The 25,055-nt window shown below is 64.2% G+C and carries 26 protein-coding genes; 7 read left to right on the plus strand and 19 right to left on the minus strand.

Annotated elements, in window-relative coordinates:
* Positions 1 to 58 precede the first annotated feature (58 nt).
* Genes IVB29_RS25925 through IVB29_RS25940 form a run of 4 tightly spaced genes read right to left on the minus strand, consistent with a single transcriptional unit; the run spans position 59 to position 3,652 of the window.
* On the minus strand, positions 59 to 925 hold the full coding sequence (locus IVB29_RS25925) for an HlyD family secretion protein (RefSeq protein ID WP_247506238.1): 867 nt from the start codon (positions 923 to 925) through the stop codon (positions 59 to 61).
* Positions 922 to 1,128: a DUF1656 domain-containing protein gene (locus tag IVB29_RS25930; protein ID WP_247506239.1), complete on the minus strand. Its 207-nt coding sequence runs from the start codon at positions 1,126 to 1,128 to the stop codon at positions 922 to 924. Before IVB29_RS25930 ends, IVB29_RS25925 begins: the two co-directional genes overlap by 4 nt.
* The gene (locus IVB29_RS25935; protein ID WP_247506240.1) at positions 1,125 to 3,176 is read right to left on the minus strand and encodes an FUSC family protein; all 2,052 of its coding nucleotides are present in this window, start codon (positions 3,174 to 3,176) and stop codon (positions 1,125 to 1,127) included. Before IVB29_RS25935 ends, IVB29_RS25930 begins: the two co-directional genes overlap by 4 nt.
* 2 nt (positions 3,177 to 3,178) lie before the next feature.
* Complete coding sequence (locus tag IVB29_RS25940) at positions 3,179 to 3,652, minus strand: MarR family transcriptional regulator (RefSeq protein WP_247506241.1); 474 nt, start codon at positions 3,650 to 3,652, stop codon at positions 3,179 to 3,181.
* A 90-nt stretch (positions 3,653 to 3,742) separates the two neighbouring features.
* On the opposite strand from IVB29_RS25940, the gene IVB29_RS25945 reads away from it, so the two are divergent.
* A complete protein-coding gene (locus IVB29_RS25945; RefSeq protein WP_247506242.1) occupies positions 3,743 to 4,969 on the plus strand; it encodes an MFS transporter in 1,227 nt (408 codons plus the stop codon).
* Positions 4,970 to 5,017: 48 nt separating this feature from the next.
* Here the strand turns inward: IVB29_RS25945 and IVB29_RS25950 are convergent, their stop codons facing one another.
* The 5 genes from IVB29_RS25950 to IVB29_RS25970 all read right to left on the minus strand — a co-directional run bounded on the left by IVB29_RS25950 (position 5,018) and on the right by IVB29_RS25970 (position 10,228).
* Entirely contained in the window at positions 5,018 to 5,926 is a 909-nt protein-coding gene (locus IVB29_RS25950; RefSeq protein WP_247506243.1) for an amino acid ABC transporter substrate-binding protein, read from the minus strand.
* Between the two features lie 149 nt (positions 5,927 to 6,075).
* On the minus strand, positions 6,076 to 7,509 hold the full coding sequence (locus IVB29_RS25955; RefSeq protein WP_247506244.1) for an amidohydrolase family protein: 1,434 nt from the start codon (positions 7,507 to 7,509) through the stop codon (positions 6,076 to 6,078).
* A gap of 16 nt (positions 7,510 to 7,525) precedes the next feature.
* The gene (locus tag IVB29_RS25960) at positions 7,526 to 8,551 is read right to left on the minus strand and encodes an ABC transporter substrate-binding protein (RefSeq protein ID WP_247506245.1); all 1,026 of its coding nucleotides are present in this window, start codon (positions 8,549 to 8,551) and stop codon (positions 7,526 to 7,528) included.
* Between the two features lie 40 nt (positions 8,552 to 8,591).
* Positions 8,592 to 9,368 (minus strand): ABC transporter permease, encoded by a 777-nt coding sequence (locus IVB29_RS25965; protein ID WP_247506981.1) that lies wholly within the window; start codon positions 9,366 to 9,368, stop codon positions 8,592 to 8,594.
* 2 nt (positions 9,369 to 9,370) lie between these two features.
* Complete coding sequence (locus tag IVB29_RS25970; RefSeq protein WP_247506246.1) at positions 9,371 to 10,228, minus strand: ABC transporter ATP-binding protein; 858 nt, start codon at positions 10,226 to 10,228, stop codon at positions 9,371 to 9,373.
* A 198-nt stretch (positions 10,229 to 10,426) separates the two neighbouring features.
* Between IVB29_RS25970 and IVB29_RS25975 the strand changes: the two genes are divergently transcribed.
* On the plus strand, positions 10,427 to 11,185 hold the full coding sequence (locus IVB29_RS25975; protein WP_247506247.1) for a GntR family transcriptional regulator: 759 nt from the start codon (positions 10,427 to 10,429) through the stop codon (positions 11,183 to 11,185).
* Here the strand turns inward: IVB29_RS25975 and IVB29_RS25980 are convergent.
* Positions 11,182 to 11,598, minus strand: coding sequence for a nuclear transport factor 2 family protein (locus tag IVB29_RS25980; protein WP_247506248.1), 417 nt, complete (start codon positions 11,596 to 11,598; stop codon positions 11,182 to 11,184). The two genes, IVB29_RS25975 and IVB29_RS25980, sit on opposite strands and share 4 nt — an antisense overlap.
* 147 nt (positions 11,599 to 11,745) lie before the next feature.
* On the opposite strand from IVB29_RS25980, the gene IVB29_RS25985 reads away from it, so the two are divergent.
* The 3 genes from IVB29_RS25985 to IVB29_RS25995 all read left to right on the plus strand — a co-directional run bounded on the left by IVB29_RS25985 (position 11,746) and on the right by IVB29_RS25995 (position 14,682).
* Positions 11,746 to 12,996 carry an amidohydrolase family protein gene (locus tag IVB29_RS25985; protein WP_247506249.1) on the plus strand — a complete coding sequence of 417 codons (1,251 nt, stop codon included), beginning with the start codon at positions 11,746 to 11,748 and terminating at the stop codon, positions 12,994 to 12,996.
* A 20-nt stretch (positions 12,997 to 13,016) separates the two neighbouring features.
* A complete protein-coding gene (locus IVB29_RS25990) occupies positions 13,017 to 14,222 on the plus strand; it encodes an amidohydrolase family protein (protein WP_247506250.1) in 1,206 nt (401 codons plus the stop codon).
* 145 nt (positions 14,223 to 14,367) lie between these two features.
* A complete protein-coding gene (locus IVB29_RS25995) occupies positions 14,368 to 14,682 on the plus strand; it encodes a hypothetical protein (RefSeq protein ID WP_247506251.1) in 315 nt (104 codons plus the stop codon).
* Positions 14,683 to 14,691: 9 nt separating this feature from the next.
* On the opposite strand, the gene IVB29_RS26000 is transcribed toward IVB29_RS25995, so the two are convergent.
* The 8 genes from IVB29_RS26000 to IVB29_RS26035 all read right to left on the minus strand — a co-directional run bounded on the left by IVB29_RS26000 (position 14,692) and on the right by IVB29_RS26035 (position 21,962).
* Entirely contained in the window at positions 14,692 to 15,615 is a 924-nt protein-coding gene (locus tag IVB29_RS26000; RefSeq protein WP_247506252.1) for a DUF1932 domain-containing protein, read from the minus strand.
* Positions 15,612 to 16,481 (minus strand): hypothetical protein, encoded by an 870-nt coding sequence (locus IVB29_RS26005; protein ID WP_247506253.1) that lies wholly within the window; start codon positions 16,479 to 16,481, stop codon positions 15,612 to 15,614. The genes IVB29_RS26000 and IVB29_RS26005 overlap by 4 nt, the downstream gene beginning before the upstream one ends.
* An 84-nt stretch (positions 16,482 to 16,565) precedes the next feature.
* Positions 16,566 to 17,249 carry a 4-carboxy-4-hydroxy-2-oxoadipate aldolase/oxaloacetate decarboxylase gene (locus IVB29_RS26010; protein ID WP_247506254.1) on the minus strand — a complete coding sequence of 228 codons (684 nt, stop codon included), beginning with the start codon at positions 17,247 to 17,249 and terminating at the stop codon, positions 16,566 to 16,568.
* Entirely contained in the window at positions 17,246 to 17,959 is a 714-nt protein-coding gene (locus tag IVB29_RS26015) for a PIG-L deacetylase family protein (protein WP_247506255.1), read from the minus strand. The genes IVB29_RS26010 and IVB29_RS26015 overlap by 4 nt, the downstream gene beginning before the upstream one ends.
* Positions 17,960 to 18,025: 66 nt before the next feature.
* Complete coding sequence (dctA, locus tag IVB29_RS26020) at positions 18,026 to 19,327, minus strand: C4-dicarboxylate transporter DctA (RefSeq protein WP_247506256.1); 1,302 nt, start codon at positions 19,325 to 19,327, stop codon at positions 18,026 to 18,028.
* A complete protein-coding gene (locus IVB29_RS26025; RefSeq protein ID WP_247506982.1) occupies positions 19,324 to 20,208 on the minus strand; it encodes an amidohydrolase family protein in 885 nt (294 codons plus the stop codon). The genes dctA and IVB29_RS26025 overlap by 4 nt, the downstream gene beginning before the upstream one ends.
* A complete protein-coding gene (locus tag IVB29_RS26030; protein ID WP_247506257.1) occupies positions 20,208 to 21,176 on the minus strand; it encodes an amidohydrolase family protein in 969 nt (322 codons plus the stop codon). Before IVB29_RS26030 ends, IVB29_RS26025 begins: the two co-directional genes overlap by 1 nt.
* 75 nt (positions 21,177 to 21,251) lie before the next feature.
* Positions 21,252 to 21,962 carry a TetR family transcriptional regulator gene (locus IVB29_RS26035; RefSeq protein ID WP_247506258.1) on the minus strand — a complete coding sequence of 237 codons (711 nt, stop codon included), beginning with the start codon at positions 21,960 to 21,962 and terminating at the stop codon, positions 21,252 to 21,254.
* A gap of 116 nt (positions 21,963 to 22,078) precedes the next feature.
* Between IVB29_RS26035 and IVB29_RS26040 the strand changes: the two genes are divergently transcribed.
* Both IVB29_RS26040 and IVB29_RS26045 read left to right on the plus strand, forming a co-directional pair.
* Positions 22,079 to 23,059 (plus strand): tripartite tricarboxylate transporter substrate binding protein, encoded by a 981-nt coding sequence (locus IVB29_RS26040; protein ID WP_247506259.1) that lies wholly within the window; start codon positions 22,079 to 22,081, stop codon positions 23,057 to 23,059.
* An 11-nt stretch (positions 23,060 to 23,070) separates the two neighbouring features.
* Positions 23,071 to 23,862 (plus strand): ABC transporter substrate-binding protein, encoded by a 792-nt coding sequence (locus IVB29_RS26045; RefSeq protein WP_247506260.1) that lies wholly within the window; start codon positions 23,071 to 23,073, stop codon positions 23,860 to 23,862.
* Between the two features lie 6 nt (positions 23,863 to 23,868).
* Here IVB29_RS26045 and IVB29_RS26050 read toward each other — a convergent pair whose 3' ends face one another.
* The gene (locus IVB29_RS26050; protein ID WP_247506261.1) at positions 23,869 to 25,014 is read right to left on the minus strand and encodes a mechanosensitive ion channel domain-containing protein; all 1,146 of its coding nucleotides are present in this window, start codon (positions 25,012 to 25,014) and stop codon (positions 23,869 to 23,871) included.
* Positions 25,015 to 25,055 lie beyond the last annotated feature (41 nt).

The following is a 25,055-nucleotide window of genomic DNA, read 5'->3' on the forward strand; positions in this document are numbered from 1 at the left end:
ATCCGCACGCGAAGCGCGGAGACAAGGGGATGAGGGCGCAGCAATGCGCAGCGTCGCCTCAGTTCAGCACCTCTACCGTCGCCGATCGCCCCGCGACCAGCGACACTGCGTCGGGCACCGGATCCAGCGCGATACGCACCGGCACGCGCTGCGCCAGCCGCACCCAACTAAAAGTCGGGTTGACGTTGGCAAGCATGCTGGCGCCTTCGGCGCGGTCGCGGTCCTCGATGCCGGCGGCGATGCTTTCGACGCGGCCTGGCAGCGTGACCGTCTCGCCCATCAGACGGACCTGCACCTTGTCGCCGACGCGGATGCGCGCGAGTTTTGTTTCCTCGAAATAGCCTTCGACATGCAGCGTGTCGGTGTCGACCAGGGCCATCACGCCCTTCCCCGCCGAGACGTAAGCGCCGGGGCGCAGATCCATGTTGGTGATCACGCCATTCACGGAGGCATGGACCTCGCTGCGGTCGAGGTTGAGCTGCGCGACTGCACGGTCGGCAACCGCTGCATCGAAGGACGCCTTGGCCTGCAGCTGCGTGGCCAGCACCTGCTCCTGCTTCTGCTGCGACACCGCGTCGGTCGTCAGCGCGCTGTAGCGCTTCAGATCGGCATTGGCCTGATCGAGCGTGGCCTGATGGCCGGCGACTGACGCATCGGCCTGCCGCAGCGCCAGCGCAAAGCGCTCGCGATCAATCCGGAACAGCACGTCGCCACGATGGACCTTCTGGTTGTCCTTGACCAGCACCTCGGTGACGAACCCCGAGACGTCAGGCGCAACCTGCACCACGTCGGCGCGGACGCGGCCGTCGCGGGTCCAGGGCTGCTCCATATAGTAGACCCAGAGCGCGCGGCCGACGGCAAGCGCCGCGATGACAGCGAGCGCGGTCAGCGCAAAACGGCCAAGCCAGGCGAAATTCCCCTTCATGACAAAAACTCCGAGAGATAGACGACGGCGCCGAGAAGGCAGACGAACATCGAAAAGTCGAACAGCGCGCGGTGCCAGACCAGCCGGTAGAGGTCGAAGCGCTGCATCAGCCGGCGCAGAAGCGCGCTCAGGATATAGGCGACGATGATCCACAGCAGCAGCGCCGGCACGAGCACGCCGTAGATGTCAATCACATATTTCATGCCGCAACACTCTCGCCTGCACGCGACCGGTAGGCCGGCGCGTCCGGGAAAAGGCCGCGGCGGATGCCGACGAGGCCGATCAAGGCGTCTTCGCGCGCGTTGTCATTGGGATCTTTCACCGCCTGGGCCAACGCCCGGTCGACGCTTGTCAGCAACGCTTCCGGCATTCCCTCGCCCGCATAGCCGCGGCAGGCGATGGCGAGCCGATCGAGCATGTCGTCGATGACGGCAATGGTCGACGCCGCGAGCCCATAACGTGCGCGGCGCAGGTCGATGATGTTGATGCCGATACGGAGCTGGACCAGGCTGTCGGTGTCGCGGCGGTCGCTCTCCGAGAGATAGGCGATGCGTTGCACCAGAAGCCCGAGACGGTGCAGCATCAGGCCTGCGAACTCCGCGCGGTCGCGCTTGCCGCGGCGTTCGGCGGCGACCGCGATCGTGATCCAGCTCGACAGCACCAGGCGATGGGCGATCCACTCGGCGCCGACGCCGCGCGCGATCCGCGTCACGAGCTCGGCGATGACGACGCCGACGAAGAAGGCGACAGCCGAATTGGCGTAGGACGCGAAGTCCGCGCTGTAGGTCGACTGGATCGCGAGCAACGTCGCAGTGTTGGCCGCGAGCGCCATGCCGGTGCCCGCCGTGGCGGGACGACCGATCAGGAAGCCATAGAGCAGGAAGGTCGGCGCCAGCGCGACGATCAGGACCTCGAGATGGGAAATCGCAGGCACCACCGCAAACAGATAGATCGCGACGACGACGATGGCGACCAGCGACCACAGGCCAAAGCTGCGGATGAAGCGCGCGGGCTCGTCCTGCGCGGCGAAGAAGGAGCAGGCAACCGCCGCCATCATCGGCGCCGATGCGCCGTCCGGCCAGCCAGTGCCGATCCAGAATGCGCAGCAGATCAAGATGGCCGTCGCAGCACCTGCCGCCGACCACAGCGCAAGGCCGCGGTCGCGATGGCGCACCGGCGCAGCGCCGGCTTCGGAATGAAAGGCGAGATCGAGCGTTGAAACATCGCGGCCGTCGGCAATCGCTTCCGTCAGCGCGCGGCAATCGCGCGAGAGGTCAACCAGCTCCCGCAGCCGCGACAACAGGCTGGTGGTGATGATGCGCTCCCAATCCGCGCTGTCGTCGAGCCCCGCCTGCTGCTCCGCGATCATGGCGCGGATGCGCTCGGCCGGCTGCCTTGCGCTGACATCGCTCGTGATCCATTGCGCGAGATCTTCAAGAAGATTTTTCAGCTCGGGTTGCCGCCGCAGCGCCTCCTCCCCTAACGCCGCCAGCCGATCCTCCAGCGAGGCGATCACCGGCAGCAGCATTAGCATGCGCAGCCGGATTTCACCGAGGCCGGTCACCGCATTGCGGTCGGTCAGGCGGTCATAGGCGAGATGGGTGGAGAGCGTGTCGATCTCGACAATGTCGGTCGCGAGCTTGAGACGCCGGGGGCGGCGGGATTCGCTGGTGCCCTCGCGCAACAGCACGGCCTGGCTGAGGCGGCGCGCATCGGCCAGCCAAAGATCGACGCGGTTCGCGACCGCGGGCGCGACGCTGCGGGGAAAGACGATGGTCGAGACGAGACTGGCGCAGATGATACCGAGGCAAATCTCCTCGACCCGCGATACCGCGGTATCGAAGATGGCGCCAGGCGCGGACACCGCGGGAAAGCCGATCAGCGCCACCGTATATCCGGCCAGCATGAACACGTAGCTGCGCGGCGTGCCGTCGAGCAGCGACAGATAGAGGCAGAGCCCGACCCAGAGCGCGATCGCAAGGCACAGAAGCTCAGGCGCATTGATCAGGTTCGGCACCAGCGCCACCGTCATGCTCGCGCCGGCCAGCGTGCCCATCACGCGGAAGAAGGCCTTCGAGCTGGTTGCCCCCGCCAGCGGCTGCGAAGTGATGTAGACGGTCGCCATCGCCCAATAGGGCCGCGGCAGATCCATGGCCAGTGCAATGACGAGCGCCAGCATCGACGCGGCAAACGTCTTCAACGCAAAAATGAGGTCCGCGTGGCGGACCAGGAACGGCTCATCTGCGCGCATGACTATTTCGCCTCGGGAACCGCTCTGGCTTCGTGCAGGCGACTGGCCCGCTGTTCGATGCGCTGAAGAGTCTCGAAGGTTATCGCAAGTTCCTCGGGCCCGATATCTCTCAGGAGGCTGGTCCGGACACGCCGCAAGATCCGGTTGGTTTCCTCGATCTTGGCCAGCCCCGCCCTTGTGAGGTGGAGCGTTTTGGCACGCCGGTCGGTCGGGTCTTCCCGGCGCTCGACGAGGCCTTCTTCCTGGAGCAGGTCAATCAGCCGCACCAGCGACGGCCCCTCGATGCCGAGTTCGTCGGCGAGCACGCCCTGACGCACGTTCTCGCCCTGGCGCGACAGCACCAGCAGGGGAATCGCGGTCGCATAGGACAGGCCGTGATCGGACAGCGCCTGATCCGACTCGCGTCGCCAGATTCGGGCCAGGCGCGCGATGAGCCGGCCGAGTTCGGCGTGGATGAAGCCTTGCGAGGGTGCCATGCAAATTAGATAGGACGCGAACTATTAGTCTGCAACTATATAATCCAGCGTTTCGCGATGATCACGCAAAAGCGAACGAGGACAATTCAGATGGGACCGGGTTCCACGGCCGGGGCACGAGAGGTGATAGCGGGCGAAAACGCGCTGACGCTGATCCCGACCTTTGTCGTCGTGGCCGTCGATGCGACCGGCATGGGGATCATCCTGCCGCTCCTCCCCTTCTATTCGCAGCGTCTCGGCGCCACGCCCTTCCTGCTCGGCGCTTTGATCTCGGCCTATGCGGTCTGTCAGCTCATTGCCGGCCCCGTGGTCGGCATGCTCTCGGACCGCTACGGGCGGCGGAAGGTTTTGGTCGTCAGCCAGATCGGAACGCTGATCGGGTTCGTGCTGCTCGCACTTGCAGGGAACCTCACGCTGGTGTTCCTGGCGCGCATCATCGACGGCCTGACATCAGGCAACATCTCGGTGGCGCACGCCTACGCCGCCGAGCACAGTGCGCCCGCGACTCGCAAGCAGGCGCTCGGCATGACCAGCGGCGCGATCGGGACCGGGCTGCTGCTCGGCCCTGCGCTCTCGAGCTTCCTCGTGCATTATGGGCAGACCGCGCCGGTATGGGCCGCGGCCGCGCTCTCGCTGATCAGCATCTTTGCGACGATTGCCCTGCTCCCGCCGGATCACCCCGCGTCCGAGCCGCTCTACCAGCACCGCGTGCCGGAGCCGACGCTGATGCGCAGCCTCTTCGGCATGCGCTACGCCTGGCGCCTGCTCGGCCTGCTGATCGTGTTCTTCTTCGTCAATTCGATGTTCCTGTCGCAGATCGGTCTGTTCCTGTCGGCGCGGTTTTCATGGGAAGGGCACCCCTTCGGCGCGCGCGAACTCGGCTGGATGTTCGCCTATGCCGGCTTCATCAACATGATCGTCCAGGGACTGCTCATCACCCGCGCGAACCTGACCGCGTCAGACCGCGGCATCGTCGTAGTAGCATTCGCCTGCATGGGTCTCGGGTTTGCCGGGCTTGCGGCCGGCAACACGATCAGCCTGCTCGCGGTCAATTTGACGCTGATCATCGTCGGCACCATATTCGCGCGGAGCACGCTGACGGCGGAGCTGTCGCGAAGCACCGCGATCAACCGCCAGGGCATGATCATGGGTCTCAACCAGTCGCTGATGTCGGGTGCGAATATCAGCGCGCCCTTGATAAGCGGCGCGCTGATCGGTCATCGCCTGTTCGTGCCGTGGGCGCTGGCGATGGCCGTGATCGCGGCGGTCGGCGCGGCGCTCGCTGACCAACTGCTCGATACGCCGCGGGCGCGGTAAGAAGCTTGCCCGTGGCGCATCCTTCGAGACGCCCGCTCGGACCTCTCCTCAGTTCACCACGTACACGTCGGGATCGGCGCTCGAGCTCGGCTTCTTGAAGGCGTTGCGCAAGGCCGGCGAGATCGGGACGTTGTAGTTGAGGCCGTTCGGCGGCGTCGGCGATTCCAGCCACCTCTTGTAGAACACCTCGATCTCCGGGCTCGCGTAGAGCTCCGCCGTGGCGCGATCGGCCAGCGCCTTGAACGGCGCGTCCTCCCGGCGCAGCATGATGCCGAAGGGCTCGGCTTTCGAGAACGTCTCCTCGCTGATCATGAACAACGCGGGCTCCTTCGAGCGCGCGATCGCGACCGCAAGCTGGACGTCGTCGAGCGCGTAAGCCTGGGCGCGGTCGGTCTCCAGCAGCAGGAAGGCCTCGGCCTGGTCCACGGCCGGCATGATCTTGATGCCGAGATTGCGCTCGGTGTTGACCTTGGCGAGCTGGGTCAGATTGACCGATCCCGCCACCGCGGTGACTGCCTTGCCTTTGAGATCGTCGATGGTGTTGATCTTCGCCGCCTTCTTGGCTGCGAACCGGGTTGCGCTGAGGAAATGCGTGTTGGTGAAGGCGACCTGCTTCTGGCGATCGGCATTGTTGGTGGTCGCCGAGCAATGCAGGTCGAGCGTGCCGTTGACCATCAGCGGAATGCGGTTCGACGACGTCACCGCGAGATAGTCGACGGCGATGTCGGGCATGCCGAGCTGCTTCTTCACGGCGTCCACGATCTTGAGGCAGATATCCATGGCAAAGCCGACCGGCTTCTGGTTGCCGTCGAGATAGCTGAAAGGAACGGAGGCTTCCTGATAGCCGAGCGTGATCTTCTTCGTCTCCTTCACCTTCTGGAGCGTGCCCGTGAGATCTTCGGCAGACGCTGCGCCGGCAAGACATGTGACGGCCAGGAGAATAGTGGGAAGACGCATCGAGGGCTCCTCAGAGGATCAAGGGCTTGCGCCGGCGCGCAGCCGGGCACGGTGTAACCCAGACCCGAACCGATCGCCAGATGAGGTTCCGCCTATCAGCTATCGCGGTTTTATATCGGCCGGGACAATTGGGGACGCCGTGTCCCGAACTATTCGCAGGTGAGCTGCTGCTCGAACCAGCCGCCCAGCCGCTCCGATAGCTGTGGCCATATCCGCCGGAAGCTTTCGAATTTGCCGACATTGGCGCGGTACATCGCCCGCAATTCCTGTTCGATGGCCGGCAGGTCAACGCCTGCGGGGACGCCGTCCCTGACGATCGTCTTGCCGGCGACGACGACCTCCTTCACCAGCGACGCGTTGCCACGCGCAAACAGCAGCGCCATGGGATCCACCGGCATGATCCGGTCGCGGTCGAGCTTGTCGAGATCGATCACGACGTAGTCCGCGGGATTGCCGACAGCCAACTCCCCGCTCCCGGGCGCGCCAGTGGCGCGGCGTCCGTTGCGAATGGCGAGCGCGAACATTTCCGCCGGTGTCCACGTCGGCTTGAAGCCGAGGCCGCCATGGACCATCTGCACCAGCCGCATCTCGCGCATAATGTCGTCGTCCTCATCGAGCGCCAGCCCGTCGACGCCGACCGCGATGGCGCAACCGCATTTATGCGCGGTGGCGATCGGGGCGAGCCCCGAGCGCAGATGCATGTTCGAGCTGAAATTGGTGACGATGCCCGCGCCGGAGGCGGCGATCATCTCGAGCTCATCCGGGCGGGCGTGGGTGCAATGTGCCAGCGTCAGCCGCTCCGAGAGGAAGCCGATGTCGCGCAGCCAGCGTACCATGTCCGGAAAGTTCTGGTCGGCCCAGGCACGCTGATACACGGTCTCCAGCAGGTGCATGTGGATGCGCCGGCCGGTCCGCGCCGAGTTTTCCGCCACGGCTTCCAGCAGGGGCTTCGAGCACCATTGCACGCCCGCCGGCCCAAGCTGCACGTCAACCATCGGACCGGCGATAGCGGCCGCAATGGCGTCCGTCAATTCGATATACGCCTTAGGCGACATCGGCGCGCGAACGAAGAGGTCTTCGACGGTCCTGCGGTCGTCGCTGGGGAGGCCACCGAGCATGGGTTCGGCATCGCCATAGACGATCGGATTCTGGTCGCGGACCGCGAGTGCAAAGGCGATCCGGATACCGACGTCGGATACTGCCCTCGCAATCGCTTTGGCTTCATCGAGCAAGGGCATCGTCCCGCTCGGGCGGGTGTAGTGCACCATCATGGCAGCGCAGCCAGCCTTGGCGGATCTGGCCAACGCCGATGCTGCGGTCAGATATGGATCGACCGGCGTGCCGAGCGCCGTGCGCAGGATCCAGCTCTCCAGGGGCACGCCCATCGCGCCGAAGGACGATGCGGTCGCGCGGGCATGGTCGTGGGCGTTAACGAAGGCTGGAATGACGAAGGAGCGTGATCCGAGCCCCGCTCCTTCCGAAATATCGGTGATGACACCATCGTCGTGCCGCAGCACGACGCTATCACTGATGCCGCGATCACGGCCACGGAACAGGCAGGTCGCTGACATCTCCGTGGCCATCAGCGTCTCCCCGAACTCAGTTGGCGGTATACACCAACTCCCGCTCCGGTCGCGGTGGCAGGAACTCGCGCGAGAACACCTCTGCCGGCGTCGGCGCGCGGGTGAGCTGGTAGCCTTCGACGATAATCCCGATCGCCCGCATCATGCGGTCGTCCTTGATGTCGCCGATGCCGATCTCCTTCATCTCGGGCGAGACGATCAGCTTGTCGAAGGAATATTGCAGCCGGCGCTTCTCGACCGCGACGTCGATCAGATTGTCGTAGTTCAGCGCGGCCTTCATCCCCGCGTTCTGGTCCTTGGCGACCGCAATCGCCCCCTTATTGATGGCGCGCACAAGGCCGGCGATCGCCTTCGGGTTGGATGCGATCAGCTTTTTCGAGACCATCACGCCGTTGGAATAAAGATCGAGACCGTACTCACCGAATGAGAACCATTTGAAGTCCTTGTCGGGGTCCTGGCGGTTGAGCACGAGGTTGAAATAGCTGGTGATGTTGAAGACGAGGGCAGCGTCGATGTCGCCCTTGATCAGCATCGGCTCCTGGAGGTTCGGGGCCATGTTGGAGATCTTGATCTTCTCGCCGTCGAGCCCGTTCTTGCGGGTGAACACCGGCAGGAGGCGCGTCGTCGGGGTGCCCTGCGCGCCGCCGAGGGTGTGACCCTCAAAGTCCTTGATGGTGTTGATGCCGCTGGTCTTTTTGGCGACGATCGCGAAGGGCGGCTGGTTCCACATCATGTAGACCATGACCGGCGCCTCCTGCGGCTTGGTCGAGGCGTTCTGGATGATGGCGTTGACGTCGCCGAAGCCGGCGTCATAGGCGCCTGACATCACGCGCGTGACTGTGGCACCAGAACCCTCGCCCTGGTCGATGACGACGTTAAGGCCTTCCTCTTTGAAATAGCCGTTGTCCTTGGCGTAGAAGAACGCGGCGTCGCTGCCTTGCGTCTTCCAGCCCAGCGTGAACTTGATCGTGGTTTCTTCGGCGGTAGCGACACCCGCGGACAGGGCCAATCCCAGCAGTGCGGCAGTTACTTTTCTCAACATCGAGACCTCCTCAAGCTTCGTTGCGTGACGGTTTGAAAAATCAGGTGGCGATCACGTCGTTCTTGCGCGTGGCCCAGCCGGTAACGCGCCCTTCGATCAGCGAGAAAACAACGTAGAGCGCGACGCCGAGACCAGCGAGCACGAACAGGCTGGCGAACACCAGCGGCACGTTGAAATTCGAGGAGGCAGACATCATGACGTTGCCGAGGCCGCGGTTGGAGGCGACCGTTTCCGACAGCACCGCGCCGACGAAAGCGTAGGAGATCGCAACCTTCAGCGAGGCGAAGAAGAACGGCATGGTCCTGGGCAGGCCGACATTCCAGAGGATGTCGAGCTTGCTGGCGCCGAGCGCCTTCAGCACGTCCTCGAGCTCGGGCTCGGTGGTCGCAAGGCCCGTGGCGATATTCACGACGATCGGGAAGAAGCAGATCGACAGCGCAGTCAGCACCGCCGGCACCGTGCCGGAGCCGAACCACAGCACGAAGATCGGGACGACCGCGACCTTGGGAATCGAGGAGAAGCCGATCAGCAGCGGATAACAGGTGTCATATGCGGTCTTGGAAACGCCGATGATGGCGCCGAGAGCGACACCGAGCGCAACGCCAAGGACGAAGCCGAGCATCGTGGTGGCCAGCGTCTGCACAATGTGCGGCCACAGCACCGGGAAGCGCTGCCACAGCGTCACAAACACTTGCGAGGGCCGCGGCAGCACGAGATCGGACATGCCCGTCATCAGGCAGAACAATTCCCAGGCAACGAAGAACAGCACGATCAGCCCCGCCGACCACGCCTTCTGCCTGACATTGATCCCGAACATCATCAGCCTGTCCCCTCTTGGGCCGTGCTGCGTGCATCCTCGATGAAAGCGCGCAGCTTCTGGTTCAGGGTGACGAAATCCGGCTCGAAGGTCATGGCGACGGTGCGCGGCCGCGCGAAGTCAACGCGACTATCGTCGAGGATGCGGCCGGGACGCGCGCTCATCACGCAGATACGGCTGGCGAGGAATCCGGCCTCGCGCAAATCGTGCGTGACCAGCAGCACCGTCGGCTTGTGCGTCATCCAGAGATTTTGCAGGATCGCCCACAGCTCCTCGCGCGTGAACTGGTCGAGCGCGCCGAAGGGTTCATCGAGCAGCAGCATGCGCGGTTCGTGGATCAGCGCGCGGCAGAGATTGGCGCGCTGGAGCATGCCGCCGGAGAGCTGCCAGGGATAATTACCGCCGAATCCTTTGAGGCCAACCTGCTCCAGCAGCGTGTTGGCCTTGTCGCGAAACTCGGTCTTGCGCAGCTTGCGGAAATTCGAGCGGAACGGCTCGACGATCTTCAGCGGCAGCATGATGTTCCGCTCGATCGTCATCCACGGCAGCATCGTCGGATTCTGGAACGCCATGCCGACCCGCAGCGCGCGCGCCGCGACTTCGCGGCCGCCGACGATGACGACGCCGCTGGTCGGTTGCACCAGGCCGCTAACGAGACGTAAAATGGTCGATTTGCCGCATCCTGATGGCCCGACCAAGGCGACAAACTCGCCGTCGGCGATCCGTAGGCTCGTCTTCGACAAAGCAGGCACGGCGCGGTCACCGCGCCCGAAGGTCACGAAGGTCTCGGACAGCTCGATGGCAACAGGGCCGGAGCTTTCGGGAACGGGCTGGCCGTCAAATTGGGCGTTGGGCTGCATGCGCATCACAGCCAAAGTGCATGCAAGCTGGATGCCAGCCATCGTCGCCCGCGGAATTAACCGGTTCGCCGAACCGCGCGCCAAACCGCCGGATTGATTTTGGGCAATCCGGCCATCAAACTGCATGCAATTGCGGCGCCGGGTCGCCGCAGGGCTGTGTTATGGAGAGGCTTCGTCCCTACCCGCGAGGATTCGCCGATGCCGGCGCGCGCCACCAGCAAGACTTCTGAATCATCAGACAAGGTCAGCGTGATCTGCCGCGCGTTGCGGCGCGCGATCATCGAGCAGGCGCTGGAGCCCGGCGCCAAGCTGCCCGAGGATTCGCTCGGCGAACGTTTCGGCGTCAGCCGCACCATCGCCCGCCACGCACTGGGACAACTCGCCGCCGAGGGCCTGGTCGAACTCCGCCGCAACCGGATCGCGGTTGTGGCGACACCAAGCTGGAAGGAGGCGCGCGATGCCTTCGATATCCGCATCCAGCTCGAGGGCCTCGTCGTCCGCCAGCTCGCGGGCAAGCTGACCGGGAGCCAGATCTCCGAGCTGAACGACCATGTCGACGCCGAGGACCGCGCGCGCGGCGGCACGGATGCGGTCTCGATCCGCCTCGCCACCGAATTCCACATCCTGCTCGCGCAGATGACGAGCAGCCCGATCCTGGTGCGCTATGTCAGCGAGGTCGCCTATCGCTGCTGCCTGACGCTGTCGCTCTATAGCCGGCCACATTCGACCGAATGCGCCATCAACGAGCACCGGGCCATCATCGCAGCGCTGGCCAAGGGCGACGAGGCCAAGGTGATGGAATTGATGCACCATCATCTGGATTCCGTGGCCAATCGCGCGCTGGTCGCCCCCACCCCGCAGCGCGGTCGCGACCTGCTCGATATTCTCGCGCCCTATGCCGACGAGGTGACCAGCGATCGCGTCGTCAAGCTGCCGAAAGTCGCACGCAGAGGTTAGGCGTCGATGCCACGCTGGACCAGAATGCGCTCCGCGCTGTCGTTCCAGACGTCCATCTTCACGATCTGCCCGCCGCGGACGACGAAGCGGTCGACATAGCGATTGCCTTCGAACGGCGTGCCGTCGATCCACTCGCCATAGAGCGTGCCGACGCTATAGACGACGGTCTCGTCCGCGCCGGGGCAGACGTCGAACCGGTCCATCTTCTTCTTGACCCAGCTATAGCGTTTGGCGTTGAAGCCGGTCGGCCCGCGCGGATGATCGAACTCGCGCCCGCCGGTGAACGTGATCACCGTGCCCGGCTTCATATAGGCCGCGGCGGCATCGGGATCGGGTATCATCGAGGCCGTGAGATAGGCCTCCACGATCTCGGCGTGGGTCATCGGGCGTTCGGCTTTGGCGGGGGCGGACATGGCGGGTTCTCCGGGTGTCGGCATTCTACAATCCTCGCCCCAAACTGCATGCATATTTTTTGAACAATTTGGTGGCAGAACTGCACACAATCTGGAGCTGCCCGCCGCCAGACCTTCCGCTAGGCTACCACAGTTGAATCCGACACCATGACCAGCCAGACAGCCTTCGACCTGATCTTCCGCAACGCGTTGTTGCGCTCATCCGCCGCACCCGTCGATATCGGCGTGAAGGGCGGACGGGTCGTCGCGATCGAGCCCAGCAGCGAAAAGCTCGCCTGCGAGGCCGTCGAAGTCGACCTCGGCAGGCACCTCGCCCTGCCCGGCTTCGTCGACACCCACATCCATCTCGACAAAGCCTGCCTGCTCGGCCGCTGCGGGCATAATCATGGCAGCGTCTCGGAAGCGATCCGCGCCGTCGCCGGGATGAAGAAGGATTTTACCGTCGAGGACGTCTATGGCCGCGGCGCGCGGGTGCTCGAACGCGCCATCGTGCACGGCACGACGCGGATGCGCACGCATGTCGAGATCGACCCGCGCATTGGCTTACGCGGCTTCGAGGCAGTTAAGGCACTCAAGCGCGACTATGCCTGGGCGATCGACCTCTCGCTCTGCGTCTTCCCACAGGAAGGCCTGACCAACGATCCCGGAGCTGAGGAGTTGCTGGTCCAAGCGCTGCGCGACGGCGGCGAGGCGATCGGCGGCTGTCCCTACATGGACACCGACCCGAACGCCCATCTCGAACGCATCTTCGATCTCGCCCAGCAATTCAACATCGATGTCGATCTCCATCTCGATTTCGATCTCGATCCCTCCTGGTGGCATCTCGACGAAGTCTGCCGGCAGACCGAGCGTCGCAACTACGGGGGGCGCGTGGCGATCGGCCACGCCACAAAACTCTCGGCATTGCCGCCGGAGCGGATGAAGGCCGCCACCGCGCAACTGGCGCGAGCCGGCGTCGCTGTCACTGTGCTGCCGGCGACCGATCTCTATCTGATGGGCCGCGAAGCTACCCACAACGCCCCGCGCGGATTGACGCTCGCCCACAAGCTTGCCGGCGACGGCGTGCTGTGCTCGGTCGCCACCAACAACGTGCTCAATCCCTTCACACCCTTCGGCGATGCCTCGCTGCTGCGGATGGCGAACTTTTACGCCAACGTCGCGCACGCCTCCGTCAGCGATTTCGACACCTGCCTCGATCTCGTGACCGAGCTGCCGGCGCGGCTTATGAACCTTGGCGATTACGGCATCAAAATCGGCAACCCCGCCGATCTCATCGTGCTCGACACCGGGGACAGCCGTTTTGCGATCGCGGAACTGCCGGATATCCTGATGGGATTCAAGGCTGGCCGGAAAACGTTTGAGCGGCAGCGGCCCACGCTATTCCGCCCGTGGAGCTAGCCAGCAACGGAGGAACCAAAATGGCCTTCGATACAATCTTCCTCAACGCGCGTTTCGATGGCGGGTCTCGCCATCACATCGCGGTCAAAGACGGCCGCATTGCCGCGATCACACCCGTCGATGAGCGTCCCGCTGCGAACGAGACCATCGACCTCGACAGCGCCCTCGTCGTTCCCGGCTTCGTCGAAGGCCACATCCATCTCGACACCAGTTTTTACGGCGATGCTTGGCGTCCGCACAAACCATGCCCCAACGGGTTCAACGTGCATGAGCGCGTCGCTTTCCAGGCAGAGAACATGGCCGTGTCAGCGTCGATGGATGTGCGGGCGCGCAACCAGCTTGATCTCTGCATTGCCCACGGCACCTCGCAGATGCGCAGCCATGTCATGGTCGACGGCTCGGTCGGCCTCAAATCGCTCGAGACGATTTTGCGCGTGCGCGAAGAATACAAGGGCTTGATCGACATCCAGCTCGTCGCCTTCCCCCAAAGCGGAATCCTCGCGAGCCCGGGCACACCGCAACTGCTCGACGAGGCCATCGGGCTCGGCGCCGATCTCGTCGGCGGGCTCGATCCCGCCAGCTTCGACCGCGACATCGAAAAGCATCTCGAAATCGTGTTTGGCGTCGCCAGCAAGCACGGCGTCGATGTCGACATCCATCTGCACGACATGGGTACGCTCGGCGCCTTCGAGATCGAGCAGATCGCAGCGCGCACGCGCGCGCTTGGCATGGAGGGCCGCGTCGCCATCAGCGATGCCTACGGGCTCGGCGACATCCCGACTGACTACCTCAAGAAGATCGCCGAAGTGCTGGCCCGTTCGGGCGTCGCGATCATGACCAATGCACCGGGCGCGCGGCCCTTCCCGCCGATCCTCGCTTTGCGCGCTGCCGGTGTCACCGTCTTCAGCGGCAACGACAACATCCGCGATTCCTGGTGGCCCTATGGCGACGGCGACATGCTGCGCCGGGCCACCACGCTCGGCTATCGCTCCGGCTTCAACATCGACGCGGAACTGCGCACCGCCTTCGATGTCGTCACGGCATCAGGCGCAAAAGCGCTGCGGCTCGAGGGCTACGGCCTGCGGGTGGGGGCGAAGGCTGATTTCGTGACGCTGAATGCGGAACACGTTCCCGAGGCCGTCGTCGCGGTTCCGCAAGGGCGCGCTGTCTACAAGGGAGCCAGGCTGGTCGCCTCCAACGGTAAGATTGTGGGGAAGCGCAACTGAAGCTTCCGTCCGATTTTACCGCTGATCTCGGCCCCACCCGAGTCCGGTAGAATCCCGGTCCGTAGCTCAACGCGTTGCGAGTCGGTCCCCGCTGGCCATAATCAGGACCTGCACTGATCATCAGCGTTCAATGCGGAGTATGGGTATGTTCAGCGCATTCAGCAGCATCGATTATCATTCCATGCGGGCCAGCACACCCGCCGACGCCGCCGCCAATCGGCTCGACGGCATCGGCCAGGTTCTGTCGGATCTGGATCTGTCGGCGATCCAGACGCAGGGCGACATGACCCGCGCGCTCTGGACCCTCGACGCCGCGGCCAAATGCATCCGGGCGGTGCTCGCCGAATTTCGCGTGCAACCGGCTACGGACCACCTCGTCCGCAAATCCAGGTCCCTGATCGAGCTGATCGAGGAGGCCCGTGGTGAAGTCTTGAACTATCGCGGCACGGTCCTGACCTGAAGCCGTGCGCTACCTCTCACGATTGATCTTCGCGAGAATCCGATCTGCCTCGGTGCGCCAATCGGCGCTGCGGGCGAACTCCTTCGTACCCTTCGTTCCGAACAGGCCTTCGTCGGCGAGATCAGCAACCCAGGCCTGACGCTCGGCCGTGCCCTGCGCGGACCACGGCGTCAGCCCCGCCTCGCGCACGGTCTCTGCGACCTCGCGGACTTCCTCGGCACGGCGGCGGCCGTGCTCGATCACGCGCTGGAAGAAATAGGCGCCCTGCTTTTCCCAATTTATCGTGGGAAACGTCTCCGTCAGCGAAGCCAGCACCGCGTCCTCGACGCCATAGGCGCGCGCGGTGGTGAAGCTTTCGATGACCATGGCCTCCAGGCCCTTGATCATGATGCTGCGGCACATTTTTACGGCCGAGGACACACCGAGCTTGTCGCTCGCAACCTTCGCCGCAAAGCCGATCGCGTTGAGCAGCGGCTCCAACTCCCTGGCGCCGGGGCCGCCGAGCAGCAGCGGCACCTTGATGCGATAAGGCGGCACCGAGGTCATCACCGCGCCCTCGACATAGCGGCCGGCAGCGCCATCGATCAACTTGGCGGCGCGCTGCTTGGCACCGGGAGAGGCCGAGTTGAAATCGAGGAACCAGGTGCCCTGGTTGATCGCGCCCGCGCAGGCCTTTGCGACAGAAACGGCTTGGCTCGCTGTGACGGCGGAGACGATCAAGTCGGATTTCGCGGTCAGCTCGGCGTGAGACGCCGCAAGCGGCACGCCAAACTTCGCCGCATGCTCCTTCAGCGCGGCGCCCTGCTCGCCTCCGAGCTTGATGTCGAAGGCCGAGACCTTGATGTCCAGCTGGCGCAAATCCTCGGCCAGGATCCGGCCGACCTCACCATAGCCAACCAGCCCGATCTGCCATCGCTTCGGATCCGCCATCAATTCAATCCTCGTGTCGTCTCGTCGAAGAGATCCTCGACGGCATAGCGGCGCGGGATCAGCGCCTGCTGGAATGCGTAGTCGACGATCAGCTCCAATGGCTTTCTGTTCGCCTCGATCCCGAACGGAACGAGGTCGAGCGTCGCAGCAGCGCCCATCTGTTCCTTGTTCCGCTTGAGCAGATCATAAACGCCCGCGACCACGTCAGGGCGCGATTTCGCGAGCTGCCCGGTCACGACCACGAGATGATTGACCGGCACGACGCCGCGCAACGAATACCATTTGGCGGCTTCTGCGGCGGGATCAGGGAAGAGCGACTTCAGCTGGGGATCGTTAGACGTCTCGCCGAGCACGGCGTCGAGCTCGCCATCGATCAGCATCTGCAACACCTTCTTGTCCTTCGGCGCGCGCTCGGTGGTGTCGACATATTCGGCGACGTGCGGATCCTCGAACGTCACCCATTTGATCTTGTCGAGATTGACGCCGTAATCGTTGGCGAGGATGCCCCTGATCCAGGCGCCTGTGGTCGTCGTGAAGGAGCGGATGCCGACGCGCTTGCCTTCGAGATCGCTGGGCCCGAGCGCTCCATGCGCCGGATTATACAGCGCGTAGGAATGCTGGAAGCGGCCCATCATCGTCGCCGGCAGCAGCACCAGCGGCTTGCCATGCGCCTTCGCCATCAGATAGGTGACGATCGCCATCTCGCAGACGTCAAACGCCTGTTCGCGCACCATCGGCTTGAACGCCGTGTTGGTCGGCGTGTACTCGATGAAGTCGAGATCGAAAAGGTCGGAGCCGAGCGCGCCGCCCTTCACCGCCTGGACATGCGGGTGATTGCCGAGGACGGCCTTCAGCTTGAGACGATCCATCCGCCCGCTCCGCTTCTCACGAGCATGATCCGGAAAAGTGCGTAGCGGTTTTCCAAAGAGATCATGCTCAAACAAGATTGCAACTTAGACGTCCTCGGGATTGTCGACATAGACGAGCCCCGCCTTCGCCAGCGCCTCGCGCATGCTGTATATGTCGAGGCCGAGCTCGCCCGAGGAGAGACGCGTCCGCTTGCCGCCCTCGTCGGAATTGCGCTTCTTCGCCTTCTCGGCGACTTCGGCGGCATAACGATTCGGCACCACCACGATTCCGTCGTCATCGGCGACGACGATGTCACCGGGATCGACGTTGACGCCGGCGCAGACCACGGGAATGTTGACCGAGCCGAGCGTCGCCTTGACAGTCCCCTTGGCCGAGATCGCGCGCGACCACACCGGAAACTTCATCTCATGCAGCGCTTTGACGTCGCGGCAGCCGGCATCGATGATCAGCCCCTGCACGCCGCGCGCCTGCAGTGAGGTCGCGAGCAGTTCGCCGAACATGCCATCGGTATTGTCGGTGGTGCAGCCGACGACGAGGATGTCGCCCTTTTTGCACTGCTCGACCGCGACATGGATCATCCAGTTGTCGCCGGGCTGCGCCAGCACGGTCACCGCGGGGCCCGCGATCGACGCACCCGCCCAGACCGGCCGCAAATAAGGCTTCATCAAGCCGATGCGGCCATAGGCCTCGTGCACGGTCGAGACGCCGTACTCCGCCATTCCGGCGGGATCGGCACGCCAGATGTTGCGAACGACGACCGGCTTCATGCCAGTTCCTCCGCAACGGTCGGGAACAGGCGCTGATAGGCCTCGCCATAGGTCATGGGCACGCCGGTGTTGCGGCTGCCCTGGATGCCGCGGTTGAGCGCGACACGCTCGTAATAGCCCCAGAGATGCTTTTGCGCGGCGAGGATTTGGAACGCCTCGTACTTCTCCTTCCAGACCTCGTCGATCTTGAGGAGCAGGTCCGGCTTGTAATTGCACTGCTCGGGCTGGTGCGGCTCGAACAAAAACACCGGCGGCGCCGAATATTGGTACTGCGCGCCGGGCTTGTGGCCCATGGCCTGCGCAACGACGCGCGTCTCCTGCGCGAAATGCGCCGCATTGGGGTGGTCGAAATTGTAGGGATCTTCCAGCGCGTGCGTCAGCACGAAACTCGGATTGAGCTCGCGGTAGATGTCGACCATGCGGTCGAAATGCGCCTCTGTCAGCTTGAGCGGATAGTCGCCGCAGTCGAAGAATTCGATCTCGGCGCCCAACAGCTTTGCCGCCCGCTCCGCCTCGTCCTTGCGGCCGGCCTTCACCGATTCCAGCGTCGCGCCCTTTTCCTTCCAGGCAAACTGGCTTTCGCCGCGCTCGCCGAAGGACATGCAGACGATCTTCATGCGATAGCCCTTTTTCGCATGCAGCGCGATGGCGCCGCCGGCGCGCCAGACGAAATCGCCTGGATGTGCCGTGACCACGAGACCTGTTTTCATGGGACTACTCCCCTCTTTCGTTCGTCAACATCATAGACCGCCCGCGTCATGCCGGCAGCCAATTCATCAGGCGGCAGTAGCCGCGGGTTCCTCGCCGTCGAGCACGCGCTTCAAGCGTTCGCTGTCGAGCGCACCTTCCCATTTGGCGATCGCAATGGTCGCGACCGCGTTCCCGATCAGATTGGTTGGCGTCAGCCCCTGCGACATCAGGCGGTGAATGCCGAGCACCAGCGCGACGCTGATCACGGGAATGGTACCGGTCGCAGACAATGTCGCCGCCAGCACGACAAAGGCGGCGCCCGCGATTCCCGCCGCGCCCTTGGAGGTCACGAGCAGGATCAGCAGCAATTCTATTTGCTCGGCGAGCCCGAACGGCGTGTTGGTCGCCTGCGCCAGGAACACCGAGGCAGCGGCAAGATAGAGACAGGTGCCGTCGAGATTGAAGGAGTAGCCAGTCGGGATCACCAGCCCGACCACGCTCTTCTCGCAGCCGGCCTTCTCCAGCTTGGTCAGCATCCGCGGCAGCACCGTCTCGGACGATGTGGTGGCGATGCAGATCAGCAACTCTTCCCAGATGTAGCGGATCAGCTTGAGCAGCGAGAAGCCGCAGAACCGCGCGACCGGGCCGAGCGCCACGACGATGAAGATCACGCAAGTGAGATAAAACCCGCCCAGCAGCTTGCCGAGCGAGGCCAGCGAGCCGACGCCGAACTTGCCGACAGTAAAGGCAATCGCGCCGAACGCGCCGATCGGCGCCGCCCACATCACGAAGCCGACGACGGCGAACACCATCTTGGCGGCGATGTCGACCAGATGGACCAGCGGCGCACCGCGCTCGCCGAGCTGGACCAGCGCGAAGCCGCACATGACCGAGATGAACAGGACCTGGAGGATGTTGCCCTCGGCAAAGGCGCCGATGAATGTCGCCGGCACGATGTTGAGGAGAAACGGCACGAAGCCGATCACAGCGGTCTGCTTGACATAAGGCTCGACCGCGCTGGCATTGATGCTGGCGGGATCGATGTTCATGCCGGCGCCTGGCTTGAGCACATTCACCGCAACGAGACCGATGATCAGCGCGATCGTCGTCATGATCTCGAAATAGACGATCGCTTTCACCGCGACGCGTCCCACTCGCGCCATGTCGGCCATGTGCGCGATGCCATGGACGACAGTGCAGAAGATGATCGGCGCGATCAGCATCCGGATCGCTTTGATGAAGGCGTCCCCAAGCGGCTGCATCTTGGCGCCCGCCTCGGGGTTGACGATCCCAAGCGCGATGCCGGCCGCCATGGCGATCAGCACCTGGATCCAGAGCTCCTTCCACCAGGCGCGCCCGCGCGGCTTGTCGATCGCGAGCGACGTCATTGGTCGAACTCGAACAGGCGTGCGGGATTGTCGACGAGTATCTTTTGCTGAAACTCCGGCTCCGGCGCGAACAGCGGAATCAGATCGACGAGGTCGCCGTCATTCGGCATCACCTTGACATTGGGATGCGGCCAGTCGGTGCCCCAGATAATACGGTCGGGCGCGGTCTCGACGATCTTTCGCGCGAACGGCACGGCGTCGGCAAAGGGCGGACCAGCCGAGGAGACACGTTCGGAGCCGCAGATCTTGACCCAGCATTTCTCGTCGCGCTGCATCAGCTCGATCAGAATCCTGAACGGAAGCTGGTCGAGCCCCTCCGACGCCTTCACCCGTCCCATGTGGTCGATGGTGTAGCTCAGCGGCAGCTTTGTCAGCATGTCGGCATATTCAGGCAGGTCGATCGCATCGAAATGCAGATCGATGTGCCAGCCGAGCGGCGCGACCATCGCGACGATGCGGTCGAACGCGCGCTTGTCGGGGACGCCGCCGAGATGGCGGACGAAATTGAACCGGCAGCCGCGGAAGCCACCCTCGTGCAGCACACGAAGCTCGCGCTCGGTGATGCTGTCGTCGAAATTGGCGACCGCGCGGTAAGCCCCATGACTCTCAGCGATGGCATGAAGCGCCACGGTGTTATCGGTGCCGTGCACGCTCGCATTGACAATGACGGCGCGCTCCACCCCGAGCTTGGCATGCAGGATGCGAAAGTCCTCCAGCGGCGCATCAGGCGGCGTGTATGAGCGATCCGGCGCGTAAGGGTATTTGGCGCCAGGACCGAAGATGTGGCAATGCGCGTCGCAGGACAGTTTTGGCAGCCTGAACTTCGGCGTACGCGTGTTCGGATCGGGCGGCGGAATGGTCGGCGTGTACATCATGCTCATCATGTGAACTTGAACAGGCGCGCGGGATTATCGACCAGCAGTTTTTGCCGGACCTTCTCATCTGGCGCGTACAGGGGAATGAGATCGACGAGATCGCCGTCATTCGGCATGATCTTGACGTTGGGATGCGGCCAGTCGGTACCCCAGATGACGCGGCCGGGCGCGTTGTCGATCAGCGCCTTCGCGAACGGCACGGCATCGTGGAACGGCTTGCCGGCGGCGGAGGCACGTTCGAGACCGGTGATCTTGACCCAGCACTTCTCGTCCTTCTTCTGAAGGTCGAGCAGCGCGGTGAAGCCGGGATCGTCGAGGCCTTTCGCGGCCTGCACCGTACCCATGTGATCGATCACGTAAGGCGCGGGCAGCGCGGTCAGGATGGGTGCGAATTCGGCGATCGTGCCGGGCTCGAAATAGACGTCGATGTGCCAGCCGAGCTCGGCGACGCGATGCACGATGCGCTGGAATTTTGTCATGTCGCCGACGCCGCCGAGGCGCTTGAGGAAGGCGAAGCGGCAGCCGCAGATGCCGCCTTTGTCTAGCGCCGCGAGCTCCTTCTCGCTCATCTCGTCATTGACGTTGGCGATGCCCTTGTAGGCGCCCTCGCTTTGGGCAATGGCATCGGTGACGACACGGTTGTCGGTGCCGTGCACCGTGGCATTCACGATCACGCAGCGCTCGACGCCGATCTTTTCGTGGACGCTGCGGAACGCCTCCAGGGGCGCATCGGCCGTGTTGTAGGGGCGCTTTTCCGAGAAGGGGTAACGGGACGCCGGCCCGAAGATGTGGGTGTGGCTGTCGCAGGATTTCGGCGGCAGCTTGAACGACGGCACTTTCGGATTCGGATCCGGCGGCGCGATCGTCGGGATCGCCGTCGGATCGACGCCTTGCGTGCGCGCTTCGCTCGCAAGCGTCGCGCCAGCCAAGCCGGTCAAGCCGGTCAAGAGATGCAAGCATTCCCGCCTGTTCATTTCCCAAAGCACCCTGTCACATGGTCCGCTTGCGAGCGGAAGCGCTGTTACGCGCCTCCGCTCGGGCGGTTTCTTTCAAGTCTTGCTGCTGACGACCGGCCGCCGCCGCGCCGGCGCAGCCTGATCGAGCGCCGGCGCCTGGAACGCGGCAACACTGGCCTGCACCAATTGCTCGATGGCGCTGGCGGCATCGCTGCCGTCGGCCTCGCCGCGCGACAGGCGCGAGACGCGATCCGGCGTCACCAGCGAATAATAGAGTGCGCCGAGCAGGAAATGGCTGCGCCAGACGATGTCGGTGCGGGGAACATGCGGCAGGCTGTCGTGGATCGCGTCGATGAAGGCGTGGCTGGTGTCGTCAAAGGTCTGCGCGATGATTTTTCGCGCGACCTCGTTGCCTTCGGCGGACATCACCGCGCGAAGCCGCGTGAAGCGTGCCCCGCCGCCGGCGAGATCGCTGCCCGAGGTGAAAGCCGGTGCCACATAGGCCCGCACCACGGCTTCGAGCCGGTCCTGGAGATCGCGCACGCGCTTGGCGGCGGCGAGCAGCTCGGAACGGCGCAAATTCATCGGCCCGCAATGCCGCCGGTAGATTTCCAGCAGCAGGCCGTCCTTGGTCTTGAAATGATAGGTCACGCTGCCGGGATTGGCTCCGGCCGCCTGTGCGATGTCGCGCACCGAGACGGCGTTGAAGCCGTTGGTGGCGAACAGCTCCTCGGCCGCGGCGAGAATCGCCTCGCGCATATTCGGCTTGCGTGCCGTTTCCTTGCTGGTGGGCTTGCGTACCATGTGATTTGTACTATCGTACAAAAGATCAGGTCTCGTCAACAAAAACCACGGGCAATGTCCGGGAGCGGCTCGGAAGACCACCGCGCGGACGCGAATGCCCCAAGGAGTGCTGAATAATGCTGGGTTTGAACAAGACGATCGGCGCTTGCATGCTGGGCGCCGGTCTGCTGCTGGCGGGCGCCGCCGCGCAGGCTGCCGACAATTATCCGAGCAAGCCGGTCCACATCCTCGTGCCCTACGCGGCCGGCGGCGCGGTCGACGTGCTCGCGCGCACGCTCGCCCAGGCGCTGGCGAAGAATTGGGGCCAGCAGCCGGTGATCGACAACCGTCCCGGCGCCGGCGGCATCGTTGCCTCGCAGGCGCTGACGCAGGCCGCGCCCGACGGCTACACGCTGATCCTGGTCGCGAGCGGCCACCCCCTCAACCAGTTCATCTATCCGAGCGTGCCCTACGATACGTTCAAGGATTTTACCGCGATCAGTGAAGTTGCCTCCTCGCCGCTCGCGATCGTGGTGGCCAAGGACAGCCCGTACAAGACGCTCGGTGATCTCCTCACTGCTGCCAAGAAGGAGCCGGACAAGCTCTCCTACGGCATGTCCGGCAACGGCACCTCGGCGCATCTCGCCGGCGAGCTCTTGAAATACATGTCCGGCACCAAGATCGTCGCGATCCCCTACAAGGGCGGCGCACCGGCGCTGACCGCCGTGATCGCCGGCGACATCCCGCTCAGCATCAACCCGCTCGCGGAAGCGATCAGCCAGCTCGAAGGCGGCCCGGTGCGCGCACTCGCAGTGACCTCGGCCGAACGCTCCAAGGCGCTGCCTGATGTTCCGACCATCGCGGAGGCAGGCGTCGCAGGCTACGACGTCTCGGTCTGGTGGGGCGTCCTCGGTCCGGCAAAGATGCCGCCAGAGATCGTGGCGAAGATCGAGACAGATCTGAAGGCCGCGCTACAGGATCCGAACGTGCTGTCGACGCTCGGCAAGATCGGCGCGGCCCCGGTCGGCTCCTCCGCCAAGGACTTTGACGCCTACATGCATGCCGAGGCGACCAAATGGGAGCCGGTGCTGAAGGCCGCCGACATCCGCGCGCAGTGAGGGCTCTTCACATGAGGATTTCTTCTGAGCGTCTCGCGCGCACCGCCCTTCTCGCCGTCGCTCTCACCAGCCTGCTCGGCGCGCCCGTGCGCGCCGATGGGGAAGCAAAGCTGCTGGCGCCGAGCGGCACTCTTTGCGTCGGCATCTATCCGGGTAGCCCGACCTCGATGGTGTCAGATGCGGCCGGCAAGCCGCACGGCCTCGCCTACGATCTCGGCGGCGAGCTGGCAAAGCGGCTCGGCGTCGGCATCGACTATGTCAGGTTTCAGCGCGTCGCCGACATCGTCACCGCGATCCACGACGGCCAGATCGACTTCACCGTGACCAATGCCACGCCGGCCCGCGCCAATGAAGTCAGCTTCAGCCAGCCCGTGCTAGCCATCGAGCTCGGCTATCTCGTCCCGGTGAATTCCCCGATCGGCAAGATCGAGGACATCGACAAGCCCGGCGTGAAGATTGGCGTCACCAAAGGATCGACCTCCGAACGCACACTGCCGGCGAAATTCAAGAACGCGTCCATCGTTCCCGCCGAAAGCGTCAAGATCGCCATCGCCATGTTCGGGAGCGGTGAGATCGATCTCTACGCGACCAACAAGCCGACCCTGTTCGAGATGTCCGACCAGATGACGGGCGCAAAGATCCTCGACGGCAATTGGGGCGCCGAGCATATGGCGATCGCGATCCCCAAGGGGCGCGAGGACGCGCTCCCCCTGCTCAACCGTTTCGTGGCGGACGAGCAGTCCTCCGGCGCGCTGGACACGATCCAGCAGCAGGCAGGCCTCCGCGGCACGACCAAGGAATAGCACTGCTCAATTGCGCGCGCTCGCCCGCATCTTGTCCGGTGCGGCGGATCGCTGCAGAAATTCGGTATCGTCGCTTCCACCCTGCGGGATCAGGATCGCCCGCTCGCGCGGCAGCGCTTCCGGCATCTCGTCGCGGATGAAGGCGATCAGCTTCTCCCGCATCTCGCAGCGTAAATCCCAGGATTGCGGCGCATTGCGCGCGCTGACCAGCGCGCGCAGCTCGACGGTGCGCGCATCCGCGTCGATCACCTGGAGATTGACCACCGCGCCGTCCCAAAGCTCCGACTCCTTCACCGCCTCCGCCAGCCAGCGCCGGATGCGGGGCACGTCGGCGCGGTAGTCGACATGGAACGCGATCACGCCGATCAGGGACGCCGTGTCGCGTGTCCAGTTCTGGAACGGCTTTTCGATGAAATAGGACAGCGGCACCACCATGCGGCGCCAGTCCCACAGCCGGATCACCACATAGGTCGCGGCGATGTCCTCGACCCAGCCCCACTCGTTCTCGATGATGACGGCATCCTCGATGCGGATCGGCTGGGTGATCGCGATCTGCAAACCCGCGATCAGGTTGCTGAGCAGCGGCCGCGCGGCAAGACCGACGATGATACCGGCCGCACCGGCGGAGGCGAACAGGCTGACGCCATATTGCCTGACCGAATCGAACGTCATCAGCGCGGTCGAGACCGTGATGATGACGATGATCGTGTCGGTCACGCGCTTGAACACGCGCACTTGCGTGACGTGCTTGCGCGCCACGAAATTCTCGGCGACATCACGAAAGTTCTGCAAGTAGCGCGCCGCGCTCATGTCGACGATCCGGATCGAGATCCAGCCGATCAGGGCGATGACGGCGACGACAAACAGACGCATCAGCGGCGTGCGGAATGCGTCGTCCAGTGGCGCGAGCGGGAGGACCAGCGCGACCGCGGCCAGACACAGCGCCAGCTGGGCCGGGCCGGAGGTGCGCTCGACGAACACGCCCAGAAGCGGAAGACGAGTTCCGAAGGTGCGATTCAGTAGCCAAACGGCGAACCGATAGAGGGACAGCGCAAGTATCATCGCCCCGGTGACCAGGACGAGACCGAGAAACCACGACGGTATCCATCCGAACATCTTGTCGATGTCGGCCATAAGGGCCTGCCAATTCATTTAAGTCCCCCGGAATTGCATTCGCTGCTGCGCCAACGCGT

The sequence above is a fragment of the Bradyrhizobium sp. 1 genome, assembly GCF_023073315.1.
Lineage (GTDB): Bacteria > Pseudomonadota > Alphaproteobacteria > Rhizobiales > Xanthobacteraceae > Bradyrhizobium.

Coding starts and splice junctions, on each gene's coding strand:
- IVB29_RS25925 (WP_247506238.1), bottom strand. CDS start 925: ATGAAGGGGAATTTCGCCTGGCTTGGCCGTTTTGCGCTGACCGCGCTC.
- IVB29_RS25930 (WP_247506239.1), bottom strand. CDS start 1,128: ATGAAATATGTGATTGACATCTACGGCGTGCTCGTGCCGGCGCTGCTG.
- IVB29_RS25935 (WP_247506240.1), bottom strand. CDS start 3,176: ATGCGCGCAGATGAGCCGTTCCTGGTCCGCCACGCGGACCTCATTTTT.
- IVB29_RS25940 (WP_247506241.1), bottom strand. CDS start 3,652: ATGGCACCCTCGCAAGGCTTCATCCACGCCGAACTCGGCCGGCTCATC.
- IVB29_RS25945 (WP_247506242.1), top strand. CDS start 3,743: ATGGGACCGGGTTCCACGGCCGGGGCACGAGAGGTGATAGCGGGCGAA.
- IVB29_RS25950 (WP_247506243.1), bottom strand. CDS start 5,926: ATGCGTCTTCCCACTATTCTCCTGGCCGTCACATGTCTTGCCGGCGCA.
- IVB29_RS25955 (WP_247506244.1), bottom strand. CDS start 7,509: ATGGCCACGGAGATGTCAGCGACCTGCCTGTTCCGTGGCCGTGATCGC.
- IVB29_RS25960 (WP_247506245.1), bottom strand. CDS start 8,551: ATGTTGAGAAAAGTAACTGCCGCACTGCTGGGATTGGCCCTGTCCGCG.
- IVB29_RS25965 (WP_247506981.1), bottom strand. CDS start 9,368: ATGTTCGGGATCAATGTCAGGCAGAAGGCGTGGTCGGCGGGGCTGATC.
- IVB29_RS25970 (WP_247506246.1), bottom strand. CDS start 10,228: ATGCAGCCCAACGCCCAATTTGACGGCCAGCCCGTTCCCGAAAGCTCC.
- IVB29_RS25975 (WP_247506247.1), top strand. CDS start 10,427: ATGCCGGCGCGCGCCACCAGCAAGACTTCTGAATCATCAGACAAGGTC.
- IVB29_RS25980 (WP_247506248.1), bottom strand. CDS start 11,598: ATGTCCGCCCCCGCCAAAGCCGAACGCCCGATGACCCACGCCGAGATC.
- IVB29_RS25985 (WP_247506249.1), top strand. CDS start 11,746: ATGACCAGCCAGACAGCCTTCGACCTGATCTTCCGCAACGCGTTGTTG.
- IVB29_RS25990 (WP_247506250.1), top strand. CDS start 13,017: ATGGCCTTCGATACAATCTTCCTCAACGCGCGTTTCGATGGCGGGTCT.
- IVB29_RS25995 (WP_247506251.1), top strand. CDS start 14,368: ATGTTCAGCGCATTCAGCAGCATCGATTATCATTCCATGCGGGCCAGC.
- IVB29_RS26005 (WP_247506253.1), bottom strand. CDS start 16,481: ATGGATCGTCTCAAGCTGAAGGCCGTCCTCGGCAATCACCCGCATGTC.
- IVB29_RS26010 (WP_247506254.1), bottom strand. CDS start 17,249: ATGAAGCCGGTCGTCGTTCGCAACATCTGGCGTGCCGATCCCGCCGGA.
- IVB29_RS26015 (WP_247506255.1), bottom strand. CDS start 17,959: ATGAAAACAGGTCTCGTGGTCACGGCACATCCAGGCGATTTCGTCTGG.
- dctA (WP_247506256.1), bottom strand. CDS start 19,327: ATGACGTCGCTCGCGATCGACAAGCCGCGCGGGCGCGCCTGGTGGAAG.
- IVB29_RS26025 (WP_247506982.1), bottom strand. CDS start 20,208: ATGAGCATGATGTACACGCCGACCATTCCGCCGCCCGATCCGAACACG.
- IVB29_RS26030 (WP_247506257.1), bottom strand. CDS start 21,176: ATGAACAGGCGGGAATGCTTGCATCTCTTGACCGGCTTGACCGGCTTG.
- IVB29_RS26035 (WP_247506258.1), bottom strand. CDS start 21,962: ATGGTACGCAAGCCCACCAGCAAGGAAACGGCACGCAAGCCGAATATG.
- IVB29_RS26040 (WP_247506259.1), top strand. CDS start 22,079: ATGCTGGGTTTGAACAAGACGATCGGCGCTTGCATGCTGGGCGCCGGT.
- IVB29_RS26045 (WP_247506260.1), top strand. CDS start 23,071: ATGAGGATTTCTTCTGAGCGTCTCGCGCGCACCGCCCTTCTCGCCGTC.
- IVB29_RS26050 (WP_247506261.1), bottom strand. CDS start 25,014: ATGAATTGGCAGGCCCTTATGGCCGACATCGACAAGATGTTCGGATGG.